This is a genomic window from Streptomyces sp. NPDC030991, from assembly GCF_055571235.1.
Genome location: NZ_JBVIFR010000042.1, coordinates 14,541 through 31,005, shown reverse-complemented (window position 1 = coordinate 31,005; position 16,465 = coordinate 14,541). Strand labels below are relative to the sequence as shown.

General features: G+C 69.2%; 15 protein-coding genes. 6 read left to right on the top strand and 9 right to left on the bottom strand.

Going from position 1 to position 16,465, the window contains the following annotated elements:
- Positions 1-451: 451 nt before the first annotated feature.
- The 5 genes from ACZ45E_RS38900 (at position 452) to ACZ45E_RS38880 (ending at position 4,937) form a co-directional block, all read left to right on the top strand.
- Positions 452-1,471 (top strand): helix-turn-helix domain-containing protein, encoded by a 1,020-nt coding sequence (locus ACZ45E_RS38900; RefSeq protein WP_468231013.1) that lies wholly within the window; start codon positions 452-454, stop codon positions 1,469-1,471.
- 47 nt (positions 1,472-1,518) lie between these two features.
- A complete protein-coding gene (locus ACZ45E_RS38895) occupies positions 1,519-1,920 on the top strand; it encodes a hypothetical protein (RefSeq protein ID WP_468231010.1) in 402 nt (133 codons plus the stop codon).
- Between the two features lie 284 nt (positions 1,921-2,204).
- Positions 2,205-3,203, top strand: a complete 999-nt coding sequence (locus ACZ45E_RS38890; protein WP_468231007.1) for a CotH kinase family protein — start codon at positions 2,205-2,207, stop codon at positions 3,201-3,203.
- On the top strand, positions 3,085-3,957 hold the full coding sequence (locus ACZ45E_RS38885; RefSeq protein WP_468231025.1) for a CotH kinase family protein: 873 nt from the start codon (positions 3,085-3,087) through the stop codon (positions 3,955-3,957). The genes ACZ45E_RS38890 and ACZ45E_RS38885 overlap by 119 nt, the downstream gene beginning before the upstream one ends.
- Positions 3,954-4,937 (top strand): hypothetical protein, encoded by a 984-nt coding sequence (locus ACZ45E_RS38880; protein WP_468231005.1) that lies wholly within the window; start codon positions 3,954-3,956, stop codon positions 4,935-4,937. The genes ACZ45E_RS38885 and ACZ45E_RS38880 overlap by 4 nt, the downstream gene beginning before the upstream one ends.
- Positions 4,938-5,021: 84 nt before the next feature.
- On the opposite strand, the gene ACZ45E_RS38875 is transcribed toward ACZ45E_RS38880, so the two are convergent.
- From ACZ45E_RS38875 to ACZ45E_RS38835, 9 genes are all read right to left on the bottom strand, one after another.
- Positions 5,022-5,573 (bottom strand): EF-hand domain-containing protein, encoded by a 552-nt coding sequence (locus ACZ45E_RS38875; protein ID WP_468231002.1) that lies wholly within the window; start codon positions 5,571-5,573, stop codon positions 5,022-5,024.
- Positions 5,574-5,703: 130 nt separating this feature from the next.
- The gene (locus tag ACZ45E_RS38870; protein WP_468230999.1) at positions 5,704-8,016 is read right to left on the bottom strand and encodes a molybdopterin-dependent oxidoreductase; all 2,313 of its coding nucleotides are present in this window, start codon (positions 8,014-8,016) and stop codon (positions 5,704-5,706) included.
- A 265-nt stretch (positions 8,017-8,281) separates the two neighbouring features.
- Positions 8,282-9,307, bottom strand: a complete 1,026-nt coding sequence (locus ACZ45E_RS38865) for a DMT family transporter (RefSeq protein ID WP_468230996.1) — start codon at positions 9,305-9,307, stop codon at positions 8,282-8,284.
- Positions 9,308-9,361: 54 nt separating this feature from the next.
- Complete coding sequence (locus ACZ45E_RS38860; protein ID WP_468230994.1) at positions 9,362-10,492, bottom strand: hypothetical protein; 1,131 nt, start codon at positions 10,490-10,492, stop codon at positions 9,362-9,364.
- Positions 10,489-11,295: an HAD family hydrolase gene (locus ACZ45E_RS38855; protein WP_468230992.1), complete on the bottom strand. Its 807-nt coding sequence runs from the start codon at positions 11,293-11,295 to the stop codon at positions 10,489-10,491. The genes ACZ45E_RS38860 and ACZ45E_RS38855 overlap by 4 nt, the downstream gene beginning before the upstream one ends.
- Complete coding sequence (locus ACZ45E_RS38850; protein WP_468230989.1) at positions 11,292-12,377, bottom strand: class I SAM-dependent methyltransferase; 1,086 nt, start codon at positions 12,375-12,377, stop codon at positions 11,292-11,294. Before ACZ45E_RS38850 ends, ACZ45E_RS38855 begins: the two co-directional genes overlap by 4 nt.
- A 317-nt stretch (positions 12,378-12,694) precedes the next feature.
- Complete coding sequence (locus tag ACZ45E_RS38845) at positions 12,695-13,546, bottom strand: SDR family NAD(P)-dependent oxidoreductase (protein ID WP_468230986.1); 852 nt, start codon at positions 13,544-13,546, stop codon at positions 12,695-12,697.
- A gap of 61 nt (positions 13,547-13,607) precedes the next feature.
- The gene (locus tag ACZ45E_RS38840) at positions 13,608-15,044 is read right to left on the bottom strand and encodes an MFS transporter (RefSeq protein WP_468230983.1); all 1,437 of its coding nucleotides are present in this window, start codon (positions 15,042-15,044) and stop codon (positions 13,608-13,610) included.
- 124 nt (positions 15,045-15,168) lie between these two features.
- Entirely contained in the window at positions 15,169-15,456 is a 288-nt protein-coding gene (locus tag ACZ45E_RS38835; RefSeq protein ID WP_468230980.1) for an Atu4866 domain-containing protein, read from the bottom strand.
- A gap of 138 nt (positions 15,457-15,594) precedes the next feature.
- Here ACZ45E_RS38835 and ACZ45E_RS38830 point away from each other — a divergent pair, with 138 nt between their 5' ends.
- Positions 15,595-16,446, top strand: coding sequence for a helix-turn-helix transcriptional regulator (locus ACZ45E_RS38830; protein WP_468230977.1), 852 nt, complete (start codon positions 15,595-15,597; stop codon positions 16,444-16,446).
- Positions 16,447-16,465: the final 19 nt, after the last annotated feature.

The window sequence follows — 16,465 nt, the reverse complement described above, 5'->3', positions numbered from 1 at the left end:
TGCGATCGCAAGGCGCCGGGGCGCCCTCATAGCGGAGCTATGCGGGCGTTCCGGCAACGCGGCGAGCGTGCGTGCCAGACGCCGCGGGGCAGGCGAGACTTTCGAAACACGCCCTAGCCTCCCGCTCTCACGAAGCGTGCTGGCCGGTAGAGGGTCAGGCAAGCTGAAAGCGCCTCCTTCGATGACGTCGACCGGCTCAGGAGAAGGGCGGCAGCTCTCCACTGGAGGTGCTGTCGCTCTCCGACCACCCACCGGGCGGGCGATTTTCGGGCTATATCAGCCGCCAATCCGAGAAGATCGACCGTCACGCGGCGTACGCGACCACACCAAGCGCACCAGAGCCAGAAAAACAGCGGCAGCAATATCAGGACAAACACAAGGACAAACCGACCAAGAGCCTCCGCTCCGCCTACGTTGACATGCGTTTGGCACGAGGGCGAAGGGGGCGGCCTTGAAGCTGATATACGACAGTCGCGGACTTCCCGCACGGGAGCAGGCTCAGTGGTGGAGCGAGACCACGGTGGCGTCCTCGCTGCCGACGCGGGTACGCCCCGAGCGGACCGCGGCGTTCCATGTCCGTGTCGCGGCGCTCTCGCTGGGGGAAGCACGGGTGAACACCGTGTGCCGCGGGACCGAGACCGCGTCACGGACCGCGGCGCTGATCAGGCGCTCCGATCCGGAGACCTACCAACTGGAATTGATCACCTGCGGGCGCAAGTCCCTTGCCCAGGCAGAGCGGAGCTGCGAGGTCACGCCCGGTCAGCTCGTTCTGTCAGACAGTTCACAGCCCTTGGAGTCGCGCTCGGCGTCGTCCGGGCCGGACGGGAAGCACCCCGCGTCGGTCATCGCGCACGTGCCGCGACGGTTGCTGCCGGTCCCCGCGCGGCAGGCCGCGACCCTCATCGCCACCCCCATCCAGGCCACGCACGGCCCCGGCCTGCTGTTGGCACAGTTCCTGCGCGGGCTGGCCGCCGGCGGCGCCGGATCCACGGGTGCGCACGACCGTGCGCGGCTCGGCACCGTCATGGTCGATCTGATGGGGGCGGTGCTGGCCCACCGCTTGGAGCAGGACGCACCGCATGCGGACTCGCACGAGCGAGTCCTGTCCCTGCGGATCCACTCGTTCATCCGGCACAACCTGAGCCACCCGAACCTTTCGCCGGCCTCCATCGCCGCCGCGCACCAGATCTCGGTCCGCTCTCTGCAACGCCTCTTCCGTGCCGAGGGCACCACCGCGACCGCGCTCGTGCGTCTGCTGCGGCTGGGGCGGGCCGCGCAGGCCCTGACGGATCCCCGGCAGTCCTCGGTGCCCGTGCACGCGGTGGGGGCACGGTGGGGCTTCCCGCGCGCGGCCGACTTCTCCCGGGCCTTCCGCTCGGTGTACGGAATGCCGCCGGGGGAATACCGACTGGCGCACATTCCCAAGAGCCCGTCGCCGATGGCTAACGCCCCGCGCCGTGCGGACGGTTAGTTTCCCTGCTGACCACAGAGTTCGGTTGTAGACGAGGGGAATCAGCTGTGCGTATACGTTCACGAGTCGCCCCGTTCGCCCTGACCGCCGTCGTACTCGGCGGCGGCCTCGGTCTGGCGACCACCGCCACGGCGGAGACCGCCGCGGCCGCGCCCACCGCCGCGCTGAGCTGCTACGGAAGCGCGAAGAACTACACGACCGACGAAGTCGGCTTCTGGCCGACCGGAACCGGCTTCGCCTACACCACCAGCAACTGCGCCGACATCAACGTCAAGCCGACCACCTCCCGCCGGGTCAGGGTCTGCTGGAAGAACACCGGCAACTGCAACGGCTACCGCAACGCCCCGGCCGGGCAGTGGACCGTGGCCGCGTCGAACGTCCTCGACGGCAGCGGGTACTGGCTCGACTTCGAGGGAACCGGCGTCAACCGCGGGCAGGTGGCCGCCTGATCCGAACCCGCGACGGCCGGTGACACACCTCGTGTGCGTCACCGGCCGTCAGCCGTGGGCGGGCCCGCGGTCTTCAACGGCAGCCCCAACCGCTGCGCGCCGCTACGGAGTTCGTCGGCGGTGTACTGGACGGAATCGACCGGTCGGTGCGCAGATCGCTCCGGCGGGGCTACCGAACAAGCATGAGGCAGCTGGGGAGCACAGCAACCGCCCACGGCCGGTTCTCGGCCTGGCGGTCATAGGGCGCCGGGCGTAGAAAGAAAGGCTCACCCAGGGAGGCTGTCGTGGACAGGATCATGGGCAAGGGCACATTCCGGGACGCGTTCAAGAACCAGAGCGTCGCGGTGACCGCGCTGTCGCCTGGCCCAGGCCGGCGCCTCGCCGAACGGGCCAACGCGACGGCGGGCCCGGCCGACGCCGCGCTGCGGACCAAGGCCGAGTTCAGCGCGTTGTACGACGTGCTGCTCGCCGAGCAGGGGACCCCGGCGGGCGCCCTGGCGGACGGTGGTCTCGTCTGTCTCGACCCGGCCGGGCAGCGCACCGCGATCGGGCGGATCATGGGCGAACTCCTCGACGCGGCGGTGAGCAAAACGGAGTTCTTCGCTCAAGACATGTACCAGGTCGAGGTCACCGGCTGGCCGTCCGGCGTCCTGACGGCCGACGAGGTCATGGAGGCGCCGGCGGGCGCCCGGCTGACCCTGGCCAGGAGCGATGCCGCCGCGGACGACACACTGCTCGCGACACCGGCGTTCTCCATGGTCAACAGCGGCAACATGACGGCACACGCGCCCAAGCGCTCCTGGAAGATCGACTTCGAGGTCGGTACGAGCGAGGACCGGCTGTACGGCATGGAGCGGATCAACCTCAAGGCGATGTACAACGACCCGTCGCAGATGCGTGAGGCCGTCGCCTGGCGACTCCTCGATCGTGCGGGCATCCCGGCGGCGCAGCACACGTATGCGACCTTCACGATCAACGACCGGTACATGGGGCTGTACTCGGTCATCGAGCAGGTCGACAAGAAGTTCCTGAAGGATCACTTCGGCAAGAACACCGAGGGCAACCTCTACAAGGCCTACTGCGGTGACGTCGGCTGCGCGACCCTGGAGCACCACCGCGGCCCTGACGGCACCGACAGCGGCCGGCAGTACTTCCACGGACGCTCTGCCGGACGACCGTACGTACCGTCTGAAGACGAACGAGGACGACCCGTCCGCCAGCACGTACGACGATCTCGCCACGCTCGTCCGGACCGTCAACGGTGTTCAACTGGCGGGCGGTGAGGACCGGTTCGAGGCCGATGCCTTCCGCGAGGCGGTCGAGCGGGTCCTGAACGTGCCGGCCTTCCTGCGCTGGGCGGGCGCCAACGTCCTCCTGGGCAGCTGGGACAATTACTTCGCGACGCCGTCGAACTACTACCTCTACAACTCGGGCCGGCTCGGTGACCCGACGGGCTTCATGGCCCGCCCGTACTTCACGTTCATCCCGTGGGACTACGACAACAGCTCGGGCATCGACTTCTTCTCGACCCAGTGGCAGTACACGGACCTGCTCGACTGGCCCGCGATGAGCCGCGACTACTGCCGGATCACCCAGGCGCCGCACGAGGTGTCACAGCTGCCGCTCTTCACCAACCTGCTGCGGCACCACGACTTCTGCCAGTACTACCTCGACCACCTCGAGTACCTCCTGGACACGGAGTTCGGCCCCGAGCAGGTCGCCGCGCTGCTCGGCTCCGAGGGCTCGGGACGGACCGACGGCCTGTGGCAGCTCGTCTCGTCCGCCGCGTACGGAGAGGCCACGAGCCCGCACGGACAGCCCTTCACTGGGCGGCAGTTCACCAACGACGAGGTGTACCGCGCCGGGTACCGCCAGTGGGAGCTGAGCCGGGGTTCGCAGTTCACGTACGGGATCTTCCACTACACCCGGATGCGCTACGACCACGCCCGCCGGCAACTTGCCGAGCTGCGCAAGACCTACCCCAACGGAGCCAGTGGCGCGACGTTCCCGGGTGCGACGGAGGTACTGCCCTCATGAGCGCGACCAAGAAGTCGGCGAAGACCGGCGGGACCAGAACCGACCCCAGGACCGGCCCCAAGCACTCCCCCAAGGCGGAGAAGGCGCGTGAGCTCCGCCTGGTCAAGGAAGCGAAAATTCAGGACCTGATCGGCGACGGTGCCGGCACCCGCCTGGAGGCGAGCGGTGTCCTCTACCGCGACGGGGTCTTCCTGATCGTCTGCGACAACCTGCCCTCCCTCATCCGGGTCAGCAGCGAGCTGTCGCCCAAGGCACCGGAGAACGGCGTCATCAACGCGAACAGGCCCGGGACGAACGGCGGTTCGGCCGCGAACGAGGGGTACGAGGACATCGCCCACGACAAGGGGCGCGACCACTACTACACGCTGAGCGAGGCCGAGCCGATCAAGCCCAAGGGCTTCCGCGCCGGCGTCCAGGAGTACGACACGAAGCTGCGCCCGGTCGGATCCGTCGTACACCTCGACTTCGACCTCGCCGACCCCAACAAGGGCATGGAGGGCCTGGAGTGGGTCGAGCGCTCGGGCACGGGATACCTCCTCGCCCTGTGCGAGGGGAACCGGTGCGCGGGCGGCAAGAAGGGCAGGACGCCGGGCGGCGGCCGCATCCAGGTCTTCCGGCGCGGCGCCAAGCGCTGGATCAACACGGCCACGATCCGGCTGCCCGAGTCGCTGCCCTTCGAGGACTACGCCGGCCTGTCCGTACGCGACGGACACATCGCCGTCCTGTCGCAGGCGTCGTCCGCGCTCTGGGTGGGCCGTATCGACCCCAAGAAGTGGCAGGTCGACGAAGGCACGGTCCACCGCCTGCCCACCGACAGCAAGGGCCGTACGGTCTACGGGAATCCGGAGGGCGTCTCCTGGGTCTCCGCCGACCACGTGGTGATCGTGTCCGACCGGGCGAAGAAGGGCGCGGAGAACGAGCGGTTCCGCGAGAAGGACCAGTCGATCCACCTGTTCCTGATCCCGGGCAACACCCACTGATCGACCCGGCGCAGGCGACCGACGGCTCCGGCGTGGCCCGTTCAAGGGGCGGGCATGCGGCGTCCCGGACCGTATCCGGGGCCGTCAGCCGGCGAGCCTGCCGAACAGGTGGTTGGCAGGAGCGTCCGGGTCGTTGCCGTAGAAGAACTCCGTGAGCGCCTGGTGGAACTCGGCGCGGTCCAACGCGCCGGAGCCGTCCTGGTCCAGAGCGGCGAAGACCGCGGCGCCGTTCTCGTCGGGTACGCCGGCGACCGAGTTGAACATCTGCTGGAACTCCGCCTGGTCGATCTTGCCGTCTCCGTTGAGATCGACCAGGTCGAAGAAGCAGTCGCTCACCGGACCGATCTGCTCCGGGTACAGGGCGCGGTCGGTCAGGACTCGCCTGAAGCCCTCGGTCATCTCTCGCAGATCGACCTTTCCGTCACCGTCCTGATCCATGGGGGCGATCACGTTCGCCCAGAACCCGTCCATCCTCTCCGTGAGCAGACGGGAGGTCGGGGAGTCCGGCGCGGTGCTGCGGGCGGCGAGATACCGCTCGCTCATCATCCGCACATCCCGCTGGGTGATGAACCCGTCGCCGTCGACATCGGCGCCCCTGAACCACTGGCCGTACTTGAGGTCTTGAAGTGCAGTCACGACTACGTAACGTAGTCATTCCGCTACGCAAGCGCAAACCCCGAGCGGAATGACAGTTCCTGGCCGGTCTGTTGCGCGCGCGATGACAGCGAAAGCGAAAACTTGCCCGAAGAAGCAGAAAGTCTTCGTGTCATTGTTCAAAGGTCGGCGGTGCGAAGGCGAGCACATCAGGGAGGGGATCGCCGTGCACTTCGACGTCGACCAGCGCACTGAGAGCACTCGGCCCCTGGGACAGGCGCGAACACGGCCGATCCCCCGTGAGAACGTTCGGATTACCGTGCCGGTCCAGTGAGCCGCTCAGACCCGGCCGGACCGGATCCCACCATGCTCCCGTGGACAGTTGCACGACGCCCGGCATGACGTCGTCCGACAGAACCGCGCCCGCCAGGCAGCTACCCCGGTCGTTGAAGACGCGCACGACCATGCCGTTCTCGATGCCGCGCGACGCGGCGTCCAACGGGTTGATCGTCACGGGCTCGCGGCCACGGATCTTTGAACTGAGACTGTGGCCACCGTTGTCGTACTGGCTGTGCAGGCGCGAGGCGGGCTGGTTCGAGATCAGATGCAGCGGGAATCGGTCCGCCAGGTCAGCACGTAGCCACTCCACCGGTTCGTACCACGCCGGATGCCCGGCGCAGTCGTCGTAGCCGAACGAGTCGATCTCCTCGGAGAAGATCTCGATCCGGCCCGACGGCGTCGGCACGGGGAAACTCTGCGGATCAGAGCGGAGCGCCTCGAAGCTGCCGGGAAACGGTCCGGTCAACGCCGGCAGTTCAGCGGTGGAGTTGGGCCAGAATTCGTCGAAACCCGGCAAGCCGGCCTTGTCGCCGAGCTCGCCTCTCGTCTGCTCGTAAAGGTGCCGGACCCATTCGATTTCGGAACGCGACTGGGTGAACTCCCGTTCGTATCCCAGCCGCGAGGCCAACGCGGCGAAGATCTGGTGATCGGTGCGCGACTCGCCCGCCGGCTCACGGACCTTCGGCATCGCGACAAGGTGGGGATCCGAGAATCCGGCGGCCATGTCGTCGCGCTCCAGGCTGGTGGCGACGGGCAGGACGATGTCCGCGAACTTGGCCGAGGTGTTCCACCACGCTTCGTGGACCACCACCGTGTCAGGGATCTGCCAGGCACGGGACAACCGGTGGAGATCTTGGTGGTGGTGGAACGGATTGCCCCCACACCAGTAGACCAGGCGAAGCTCGGGCAAAGTGAGGCGCTGTCCGTCGTAGTCGATCGTCTTTCCCGGATGCAGCAGGGCGTCGGTGATCCTTGCGACGGGGATGAAGTCCGGAACAGGGTTGGGGACCGTGGGCACTGTCGCCACCGAGGGGCGGCCCGGGGCGACGCCGGTCGCGTCCATCGTCGCGTAACCCGCGCCCCAGCCGCCGCCGGGCCGGCCCATCGAGCCCGTCATGGCGGCCAGCACGACGGACATCCAGATCGGCTGTTCCCCGTGGTCCGCCCGTTGCACCGCGTAGTTGACCATGATGAGCGAACGCTGGGTGGTGAGGCGGCGGGCGAGGTCGGTGATCACGTCGCGGCCGATGCCCGTGATCGTCGCTGCCCAGGCAGCGTCCTTGGGGACGCCGTCGAACTCGCCGACCAGGTAGGAGGCGAAGCGGTCGAAGCCGACGCAGCACCGGCGCAGGAAGTCCTCATCGTGCCACCCGTTGACCAGCATCGTATGGGCGATGCCGAGCATCGCGGCGGTGTCGGTGTTGGGGACGATGGGCAGCCACTCGGCGTCGAGGAAACCGGCGGTGTCGCTGCGGATGGGGCTGACGTTGACGAACCGCACCCCGGCCTCACGGCACCGGCGCTGCAGGTTCTGCGTCTGGTGCCTGGCCAGTCCGCCCGGGTTGATCTGGCTGTTCTTGAGGGCCAGCCCGCCGAACGCCACCACGAGTTCGCAGCTCTCGGCGATCTCGTCCCACATCGGCATCCTGGACTGGTAGCTCCACGGATGGCCGCCGATCACATGAGGGAGGATGACCTCCAAAGCCGCTGTGCTGTAGGTGTTGCGAGAGTCGGTGTATCCCCCGCCCAGGGCGAGGAAACGGTGGAGTTGGCCCTGCGCGTTGTGGAACCCGCCCGCACTCGCCCATCCATAGGATCCGCCGAACACCGCGCTGTCTCCGTGCTGCGAACGCACTCGCCGCAGTTCCTCGCTGACCAGCGTGATCGCATCGTCCCAGCTCACCTCCACGAAGGCGTCCGCGCCTCTGGCCGCGTCGTGGACGCGCGGCAAGCCGTTCAGCCAGCCCTTGCGCACCGCGGGCCGCAACACGCGAGCGCTGTCGTCGGCGGCTGCCACCATCCCGGGTCCGATAGGCGACGGCGCGGGATCATCGCCCCTCGGCTCGATGCGCACCAGCCGTCCGGAATCGACCACCGCGATGAAACTGCCCCAGTGGGTCGCAACCGACATGCGCCGTTCCACCATGCATCAACTCCATCCCTGAAGTTTCGCCTGCTCTCGGAGAGCGGTTGCTCACGGCACAGGGACTCCACTTTGGTCGGGGGTCCGCGGGACGAAGGCTTCCCCTGCGGCCTGCTGCCCAACCCCGCCGGTACGCGCGACTGCTGACGGCCGCTCGGTAGCGCCGGCTGTACCGATCGCAGCAGGAAGTACCTGTCAGCGAACGGCGGCACCTCGTGTGACGCGGAGAGATCGCCGGTCCTTGCGTCCCAGGGAACTCCAGGGGGCCCTAGGAGCCCGACTTCCGTTCGCCAGTCGTGCTGTGCGACGACGCGGCCGATCCGGGCCGTCGCGGTGGAGCTTCCGCGGCAGGAGAGGCGGTCGAGGCGTGCGCCGGCGGTGTCCGCGGCGGGGCAAGGGCGGCGTCACCGGGCGCTTCGGCCCTGTTGACGAGCAGTACGGCGACCAGGCTCACGCCGAAGCCGGCCATGGCCAGGGGGCCGATCGGCTCGCCGAACATCAGGAACGCCCAGAACGCCGTCGTGGGCGGGCAGAGGTAGATGAGGCTGTTGACCCGGGTCACCGTGTGGTGTTTGAGGTTGAGCCAGTACAGGCCGTAACCGCCGAAGGTCGCGAGGACCACCATCCACACCAGCGCCAGCCAGAAGTCACCGTCCTGCGGCGGCCGGGCGTGGCCGGTGGCGACGCCCAGGACCACGAAGAGGACGGTGCTGGTGCAGCACTGGATGGTCAGCGAGTCCGCCAGCGCGACGGTTCGGGCCTTCCCTCGCTGGAGGAGCGTCGCGGCGGTCAGCGTGATCATGCCGACGAACGGGATCGCGTAGACCCATCCCGGCCGCCCACTCACCAGACTCAGTCCGTCGCCGATGACCATGGCCACGCCGATGAGACCGAGGACGAGCCCGGCCCATTGCAGCCCGGAGACCCGTTCCTTGAGCAGCGGACCGACCAGGACGCCGGCGAACAGCGGTTGCAGTGACTCGATCAGAGCGGTCGTCCCCGTGGGAACGCCCAACTCGATGGCCTTGACGGAGCTGATCAGATAGATGCTCTGCGCGAGCAGGCCCACCAACGCCTGGATCGCGATGTCCCGGCCGGTGAGGTGGTGCCGGCGGCGGCGTACGAGCAGCCACCACGGCACCAGCAGTGCGGTCACGAGGAGGAACCGCCACATCAGGACGGTGAGTGTGTCCGCGGTGTCGGTCCCCAGCCGCGCCCCGATGAATCCCGAACTCCACATGACGATGAGTGCGACCGCGGGCAGCGGCCCGTTGGTCCAGGAGAGGTAACGCATCGGGGAGGGCGGCTCCTTAACTGTGGGGGGACTATGGCGGGAGGTGATCGACGGTCAGCGGGGGGAGACCAGTGGCGTGGCCCGTTCCGCTTCGGTGATCACACGGGTGAGGTCGATGCCGGTACGAGCGCAGTAGCCGAGGGGGTCGCTCTGGGCCTTGCGGAGTTTGGCGAATCCCGAGAGTGCTTCGACGATGCCGTCTTCGGCGGCCAGATGCCAGAACGGGTTGCTGTCGTGTCGCTGCATCGGGGCGAAGAAGGAGAGGATGATGCTCAGCCGCGCACCGGACGACACCGGTTGTACCGCGTGCCAGAGCGAACTGCCCAAGGTGTAGACGGTGTCCCCGGCCCGCTCCAACGGCGGCTCGAAGACCTTCGGGTGACTGCTGCCCTGCTCGGCGACCGCCTCCCGGTCCTGGGCGAAATCGGCCCGGGTACCGCGGTAGAGCATCAGCCTGCCGTTCGCGAACTCCGTCCGGTCCGCCAGCTGCATCACGAAGACGTAGGTCATGCCGTCGTAGTGCCAGCGGGCGGTCTGCGGTTCCGTACGGTCGCCGACGCGCACCTCGTGGGTGTCGAAGTAGTTGGCGCAGATCGCCGGCGTGGTCAGTGGGTGCGGGATGAGGGGCTGGCCCGCGATGGCGGAGAGCCGGCCCAGGAAGGTGGGGTCGCTGACCATGCCACGTACGAAGCGGGAGGCGCCGAAGACGTTGCGCACCCGGCGGCTCACGATGTAGTCGTCGTCCGGCGCCCGGTCGGCGAGGTTCTCACAGACGCGGCGCAACCGGGCCACGCCCTCGTCGGTCAGCAGCCGGTGCGGCCCGGAGTACGCGGTCTGCTCCGGCGCGGGCCCACCGGGGGCGGCCGGCCCGGGCGAGGTGCGCCGGTAGCCGAAGTCGGCCGCGGTCAGCCGGGTCACCGCGGGGTCGGGGTCGCGGTGGACGAGGGAGGTCTGCCAGGCCATGTCCCGGGCAGGCGGCAGCGGGCCCTCGTTCCACGCCGACCGGCGCATCGAGCGGCGTAACCGTCCCAGGCTGTCGTTGAACGCGGTCACCTTGTCGCCGGCCGGCTTGGCGGCTGCGCCCGTGGCGGCGCCTTCGGCTCCCGTCCCTCCCTTCGCGTCCGCCGATCCTGTCGTTCCTGCCGTTTCTGTCGTGGGGGACATCGAACGAGGTGCTGTACTCATTTCCGATTTCCACCTCCGGTGGGGACGGCTCCCGAGAGCCGTGGGGTTTCCTGTTTCCTGGCGTACGTAGGCGTGTTGGTCTGCCGGCCATACGTAGGTGTGTCGGTCTTCGTGGCATACGTAGGTGTGTCGGTGTCGCGTTCGAGCAGTTCCCAGGCGCGGGCGAGGTCGGCCCGCGGCAGGACGAGTGCGGCCGAGGCGAACGAGGAGGGGGCGTGTGTCGTCGCGGGATCGGGCACGGCCACACACCGCATGCCCGCCCGGGCCGCGGCCTCCACCCCGGGCACGGAGTCCTCGAGGACAAGGCACTGGTCGGGGGCGACTCCCAGTGAGTGGGCCGCGTGCAGAAAGAGGTCCGGCGCGGGTTTTCCCGCGCGTACGTCCTCGGCGGCCACCTGGGCGTCGACGGCGTGGTTCAGCCGGTGCTCTTCGAGGACCGCCGCGACGATCCGTGCGGGTGAACCCGAGGCGACGGCGGTGGGCAACCCGGCGGCATGGGCCCGCAGCAGCAGTGCGGCGGCCGCGGGGAACAGCGGCACCTGATCGGGCAGCCCCGCCCGGTAGACCCGGACGATGTCCTCCATGAGGGCGCCGACGGGAGCGCTCACGCGATAGTGGCGACGCAACAGCACGAGCATGTCGGCGGTGCTCAGCCCGGTGCAGCGGGCGTAGATGTCCCGCTCGACCCGGCGAACCCCGTACGACGCGAAGACGGTCCGCACCGTCGCCAAGTAGTGCGCGCCGCTGTCGACGAGCGTGCCGTCGAGATCGGCGATCAGCGCGGCGGCGGCCGCACGGGTCATCGCGCGTTCCGGACTGGTTCCGTGCCGTCGAGATGGACGAGTGCTGTCAGCGAATGGCCCACGCCGAGCCCCGGGGCCATACGGTGTTCGAGGCGGCGCAGTCCACAGGCCAGCATCGAGGCCGCTATCCCTTCGGGGAGGCGGCCGAAGTCGGTGGCCAGCAGTGCCTGCCACTGCTCCTGGAAGGCGTCGAAGAAGTTGAGGACGCGATCGGGTGCGGCCCCTGTCGGCAGATACGGGAACCGCAGGTCCGAGGGTTCCACCGTGTCGTCGCCGCGCTCCAGACGGTTGATCAGCAGCCGGTAGGGCGGGATGTCGGGGTTGAACTCCCTGGTCTGTGTGTGCCGGCCGACCATGATCGAACGGTCGTGGAAGGACACCTCCTCGTAGGGCTGGCCGGCCTGCGCACAGGCCTCGTCGATGACCCTGCGCAGCCCCCACGCGTCCCAGAACGTCATCGGTACGGCGGGCGCCGGTGCCCCCTCCTTCGCACCACCCTGGAAGAAGCTCATCGTGTAGTCCCAGCGCTGCCGGTCCCACCGGTCGGCCCACTCGATGGAGTACCGGCCCAGTACGTCCACGACCACCACGGAGCGGGTGCGGTTGCGCCGTACCGCGGTGAAGACACCGCTCAGGACGTCCCTCAGCTCGCGGGGTTCGAGATGCGAATACGGCACCCCGCTGGAGAAGTAGAGGTCGTAGGGCTCATCGGGGATGAACTCCCGCATGTCGGCCTGGACGAAGCTCACTTCGGGGCGCCGGCGGTGGAGCGCCCGGGCGGTGTCCAGCAGCGACTCGTCCAGGTCGAGGCCGCGGTAGCGGTACTGGCCCTCCGCGCTGTGCCAGGACTGGTTCTCCTCCATCGCGAGCAGGAAGTTGACCCCCTCGCCCGCGCCGCAGCCCACGTCGAGGATGCGGGTCGTCTCCAACGGCCCCACGTACCGTAAGGCCTTGGCGAGTAACTCCCGGGTGACGGGCTCCTCCCACAGACGCTTGACGGGGTCCCGCCGCTTGCTCGAGGTGTAGTGGCTGGTCGCATCGTTGTACGGAGCCAGGGTGGCGTTCGACGTACGACTGCTCATCCCGCGGTGTCCCTTCGGTCGGATCACCGATGGGTGCCCCGGTGGTAACGGCGCACACCAGGCGCCCCACCACTCCCCCAGGGAATCGGACATGCCAGACGCATACCTGAACGGGACGCGTTCACGACCTTGCAAGGCGACCACCAGTGGCTCTGGCCGACTGCGCGGCCCGCCCCGGAGGCGGAGAACCTGACCGGATCCCAGCACTCCGCCGGTGGCCGCGCGGTGTACTTCCGGTTACCCCGGCGTGGCTTGGTTCACGTGTCCTGATCCGGCTCGGCGCCCTCCGCACCGCATGCTCCGCGCCCTGCGGTGGGTCAGGCCGCGGTGAAGCCGCCGTCCGCGGCGAGTACGGCGCCCGTGACGAAGGAGGATCGCGGGGAGACCAGGAAGCACAGGACTTCCGCGATCTCGTGCGGCTGCGCCACCCTGCCCAGCGGGTGGGTGTTCGCGAAGGACGCGAGATAGGCGCGGCTGTCGGGGCGGAAGGTGTCCAGGAAGTCGGTCTCCACGACGCCCGCGGCGACGAGGTTCGCGCGGATACCCAGGGGGCCGCCCTCCAGCGCCAGGACCTTGGTCAGCTGGGCCAGCGCACCCTTCGACGCGCTGTAGGCGATCCCCTCGGGCAGGCCCACGGTGGACGCGTAGGAGCCGGTACTGACGATGGCGCCGCCCCCGCGCTCCTCCATGGCCCGGAAGGCTTCGCGGGCGAAGAAGAAGGCACCGCGGGCGTTGACGTCCATCACGCTGTCCCAGTCCTCCGCGGTGGTCCGTGTGACGGGCTTGTTCAGGGTGCGTCCGGCGTTGTTGACCAGGATGTCCAGTCCGCCGAAGGCGTCGACGGCGGACCGGACCGCGCGGACGGCGGTCTCTTCCGCGGTGACATCGCCGGTCACCGTCACGGTTCCGGGGAACTCCTCTGGCAGCAAGGCCAGTTCGGGGCGCGTGTCGAGCGCGACGACGTGGGCGCCGCGGGCATGGAGGAGAGCCACGGTCTCCTTGCCGATACCGCGTGCGGCGCCGGTCACGAGAGCCGTCTTCCCGGCGAACTCGGCGGGTTCGACGGCGTCGGCGGCTTCGGTGACTTCGGGAATTCCGGCGGCTTCGGTGGCTTCGGTGGCTTCGGCGGCTTCGGCGGCTTCGGCGGACAGGGTCGTCGTAGCGGTCATGCAGGTGCTCCTGATGGGGTGGTGGTCAGATGGCGGTGCGCGGTGGCGCGGGGCTGCTGCGTCAGTGGCCTCGGCTGTCGGCCCGGTGCCGGATGAGCAGGGCTGCGCCCAGACCGGCGAGTACGGCGGCGACGATGACGGCGGTGCCAGCGGCGTAACCCGCCAGCGGATCGGCGTGGTCCGCCTGCTGTCCGGCTTCGACGACCGCGGTGACGAGGGCGAGGACGACAGCACCGCCGATCTGCATAAAGGTGTTGAGCAGGGCCCCCGCCAGCCCCTGGTCCCGGTCGGGCACCCCGGCCACCGCGCTCATGTTCAGCGCGGGGAACGTCGCGGCGGTGCCGATCCCGTTCACGACCATGACCGGCAGGATCACCGTGAGAAACGGGCTGCCGGGACCGATCCGGAAGAACAGCGCATAGGACAACGCGAGGATCAGCATCCCGGCGGCGATCGTCCTGTGCACGCCGAACCGGGCGGCGAACCGCCCCGCGAAAGGCGCCAGCGCGCCGTTGGCCAGGCCGAGCGGGACGAAGGCACCGGCCGTCTGCAACGGCGTCCAGCCCAGCACGTTCTGCAAGTAGAGCGTGGCAAGGAACGCGAACGACGTATAGGCGCCCCACATCGCGAAGATCGTCAGGTTGGCGCCCACGGTCGCGCGCCGGGTGAGGAAGGACAGCGCGACCAGGGGCCTGCGTGAACGGGACTCGATACGGAGGAACATGCCGAGCAGACCGGCCGCGGCGGCGAAGAGGACAAGGGTGCGCGCGGACAGCCAGCCGTGCGACGGAGCCTGCGTGAGGGCATAGACCAGAAGCACCAGAGCTCCGGTGGCCGTCAGCGCACCAGGGACGTCGAGCTTCTCGCGGGCGCCGCCTCGCGGGTCCGCCGGGAGCAGGCGCGCCCCTGCCAGTAGGGCCGCCACGGCGATGGGCACCGGGAGCGCGAAGACGAGCCGCCACGACCATTCGGTCAGTACGCCGCCGAGGACAAGCCCTCCGATGAAGCCGCAGGCACCGGCGGTCGCGTACCACCCGAGAGCGCGGCCACGCCGCGGTCCCTCGGGCCAGCTGGTGGTGATCAGGGAGAGGGCCGCCGGGGCCAGGAAGCCCGCGGCGATCCCCTTCACGAGCCGCGCCGCGATCAGCAGGCCGCCGGTCGGAGCGAACGCTCCCAGCACGCTCACCACGCCGAAGACGGCGACCGCGGTCAGGAACGCGCGGCGCCGGCCGAACAGATCCGCGACCCGGCCTCCGAGAAGGAGAAAACCGCCGTAGCCGAGCGCGTAGGCGGACACGACCCACTGCAAGGAGCCCGACGCCATACCCAGGTCACGCTGGATCGCGGGCAGGGCCACACCTACGTCCGACAGGTCGATGGCGTCCATGAAATGAGCCGCGCACAGCACCAGCAGGGCCAGGGTGCCCGGCGCCGAGGAAACCTCCGCGCGGGGCCCGGCTCCGCCGGGGCTGGTGGTGATGCCGTCGGTCTGTTTCATTGCTCTGCCTTCCTCCAGTGACGGTGTGCAGTCCTCATGCGGCGTTCGAACGGGACAGCGCCGTCCGCACCTCGGCCGGTTCTGTGGCCGTGCACGCGCGAGACCACGACGCTGCCGCGCTCCGTCACGGCCGCCCCGCCGCGCGTTCCTCGCGGTAGAGCACAAGGTGTTCGTGGTGGAGCACGCCGTCCCGGATGTCTCCCGTGGCGGTGAAGCCGGTGTCATCCACGTACTCGAGGTGGTCACCGCTCACCGTGTACCGGCCGGTGTACGCGCTGCGCCGGTCTCCCCGGGCCTCGTCGTAGCGCCCGTCGGGCAACAGCTCCTGCCGGATGTGACCGTCCGCGGTCACCCACATGCCGACCACGTCGGCGTTCTCGGGGTGTCGGCCGCTCCGCGCCTCGCCTGACATCTGGATTCCCTTCCTCGGTGGGCAAACGTGCCGTGCCCGACCGAGTCTGCGCAGGTCAGCGAGGGGGTACCAGGGTGTTCTCCGCCTGGGTGCGGCGCACCCAGGCAACACGAGCGGCCACCGCCTAGCCTGGAGGTCATGGACGACAACCATCTCGGGGAGTTTCTGCGCGCGCGCCGTGCCGGCCTGCGGCCACAGGACGTCGACATGGCGAGTCACGGCGTGCGCAGGGTGGCCGGTCTGCGTCGCGAGGAGGTCGCCGTCCTGGCCGGCGTCAACGCCGACTACTACACCCGGCTGGAGCAGGGACGCGAACGCCACCCGTCACCTCAGGTGCTGGACGCGCTCAGCCGTGCGCTCCGTCTCCACCCGGATGCCCGCGCCCATCTGCACCGTCTGGCCGGGGTGTCACCGGAGGGCCACGGCTCTCTCCACGTCACGGAGCGGGTCAGCCCCGCGCTGCGCCAACTGATGGACGGCTACGCGCACACTCCGGCGTTCGTCATGAGCCGCACCCTCGACATCCTGGCCGCCAACTCCCTGGCCGACGCGCTCTACGCCCCCTTCTCCCCCGCGGACAACCTCGCCCGCATGACCTTCCTCGACCCGGCCGGGCGGCAGTTCTACCAGGACTGGGACCGAGCCACCCAGGCCGCCGTCGCCAACCTGCGCCAAGCGAGCGGCTTCGACCCCGAGCACCCGCGTCTGCGACACCTTGTGGCCACATTGGACGAGCACAGCGCCGTTTTCCGGCGGCTGTGGGCGCAGCACACCGTGCGCGGCAAGACCCAGGACGCCAAAGAACTCCTCCACCCGGACGTCGGCGCCCTCTCCCTGACGTACCAGTCCTTCGACGTCCGCGACGCGCCCGGCCAGCAACTCGTCATCTACCACGCCGAACCGGCGAGCCCCTCCGCCCACGCCCTGGCGCTCCTCGGCTCCCTGCATGTCAGCGACCGGCAGGCCGCGTCCGATTCCGCCGGGCAGTGAGCGGCGCCGTACCCCAAGT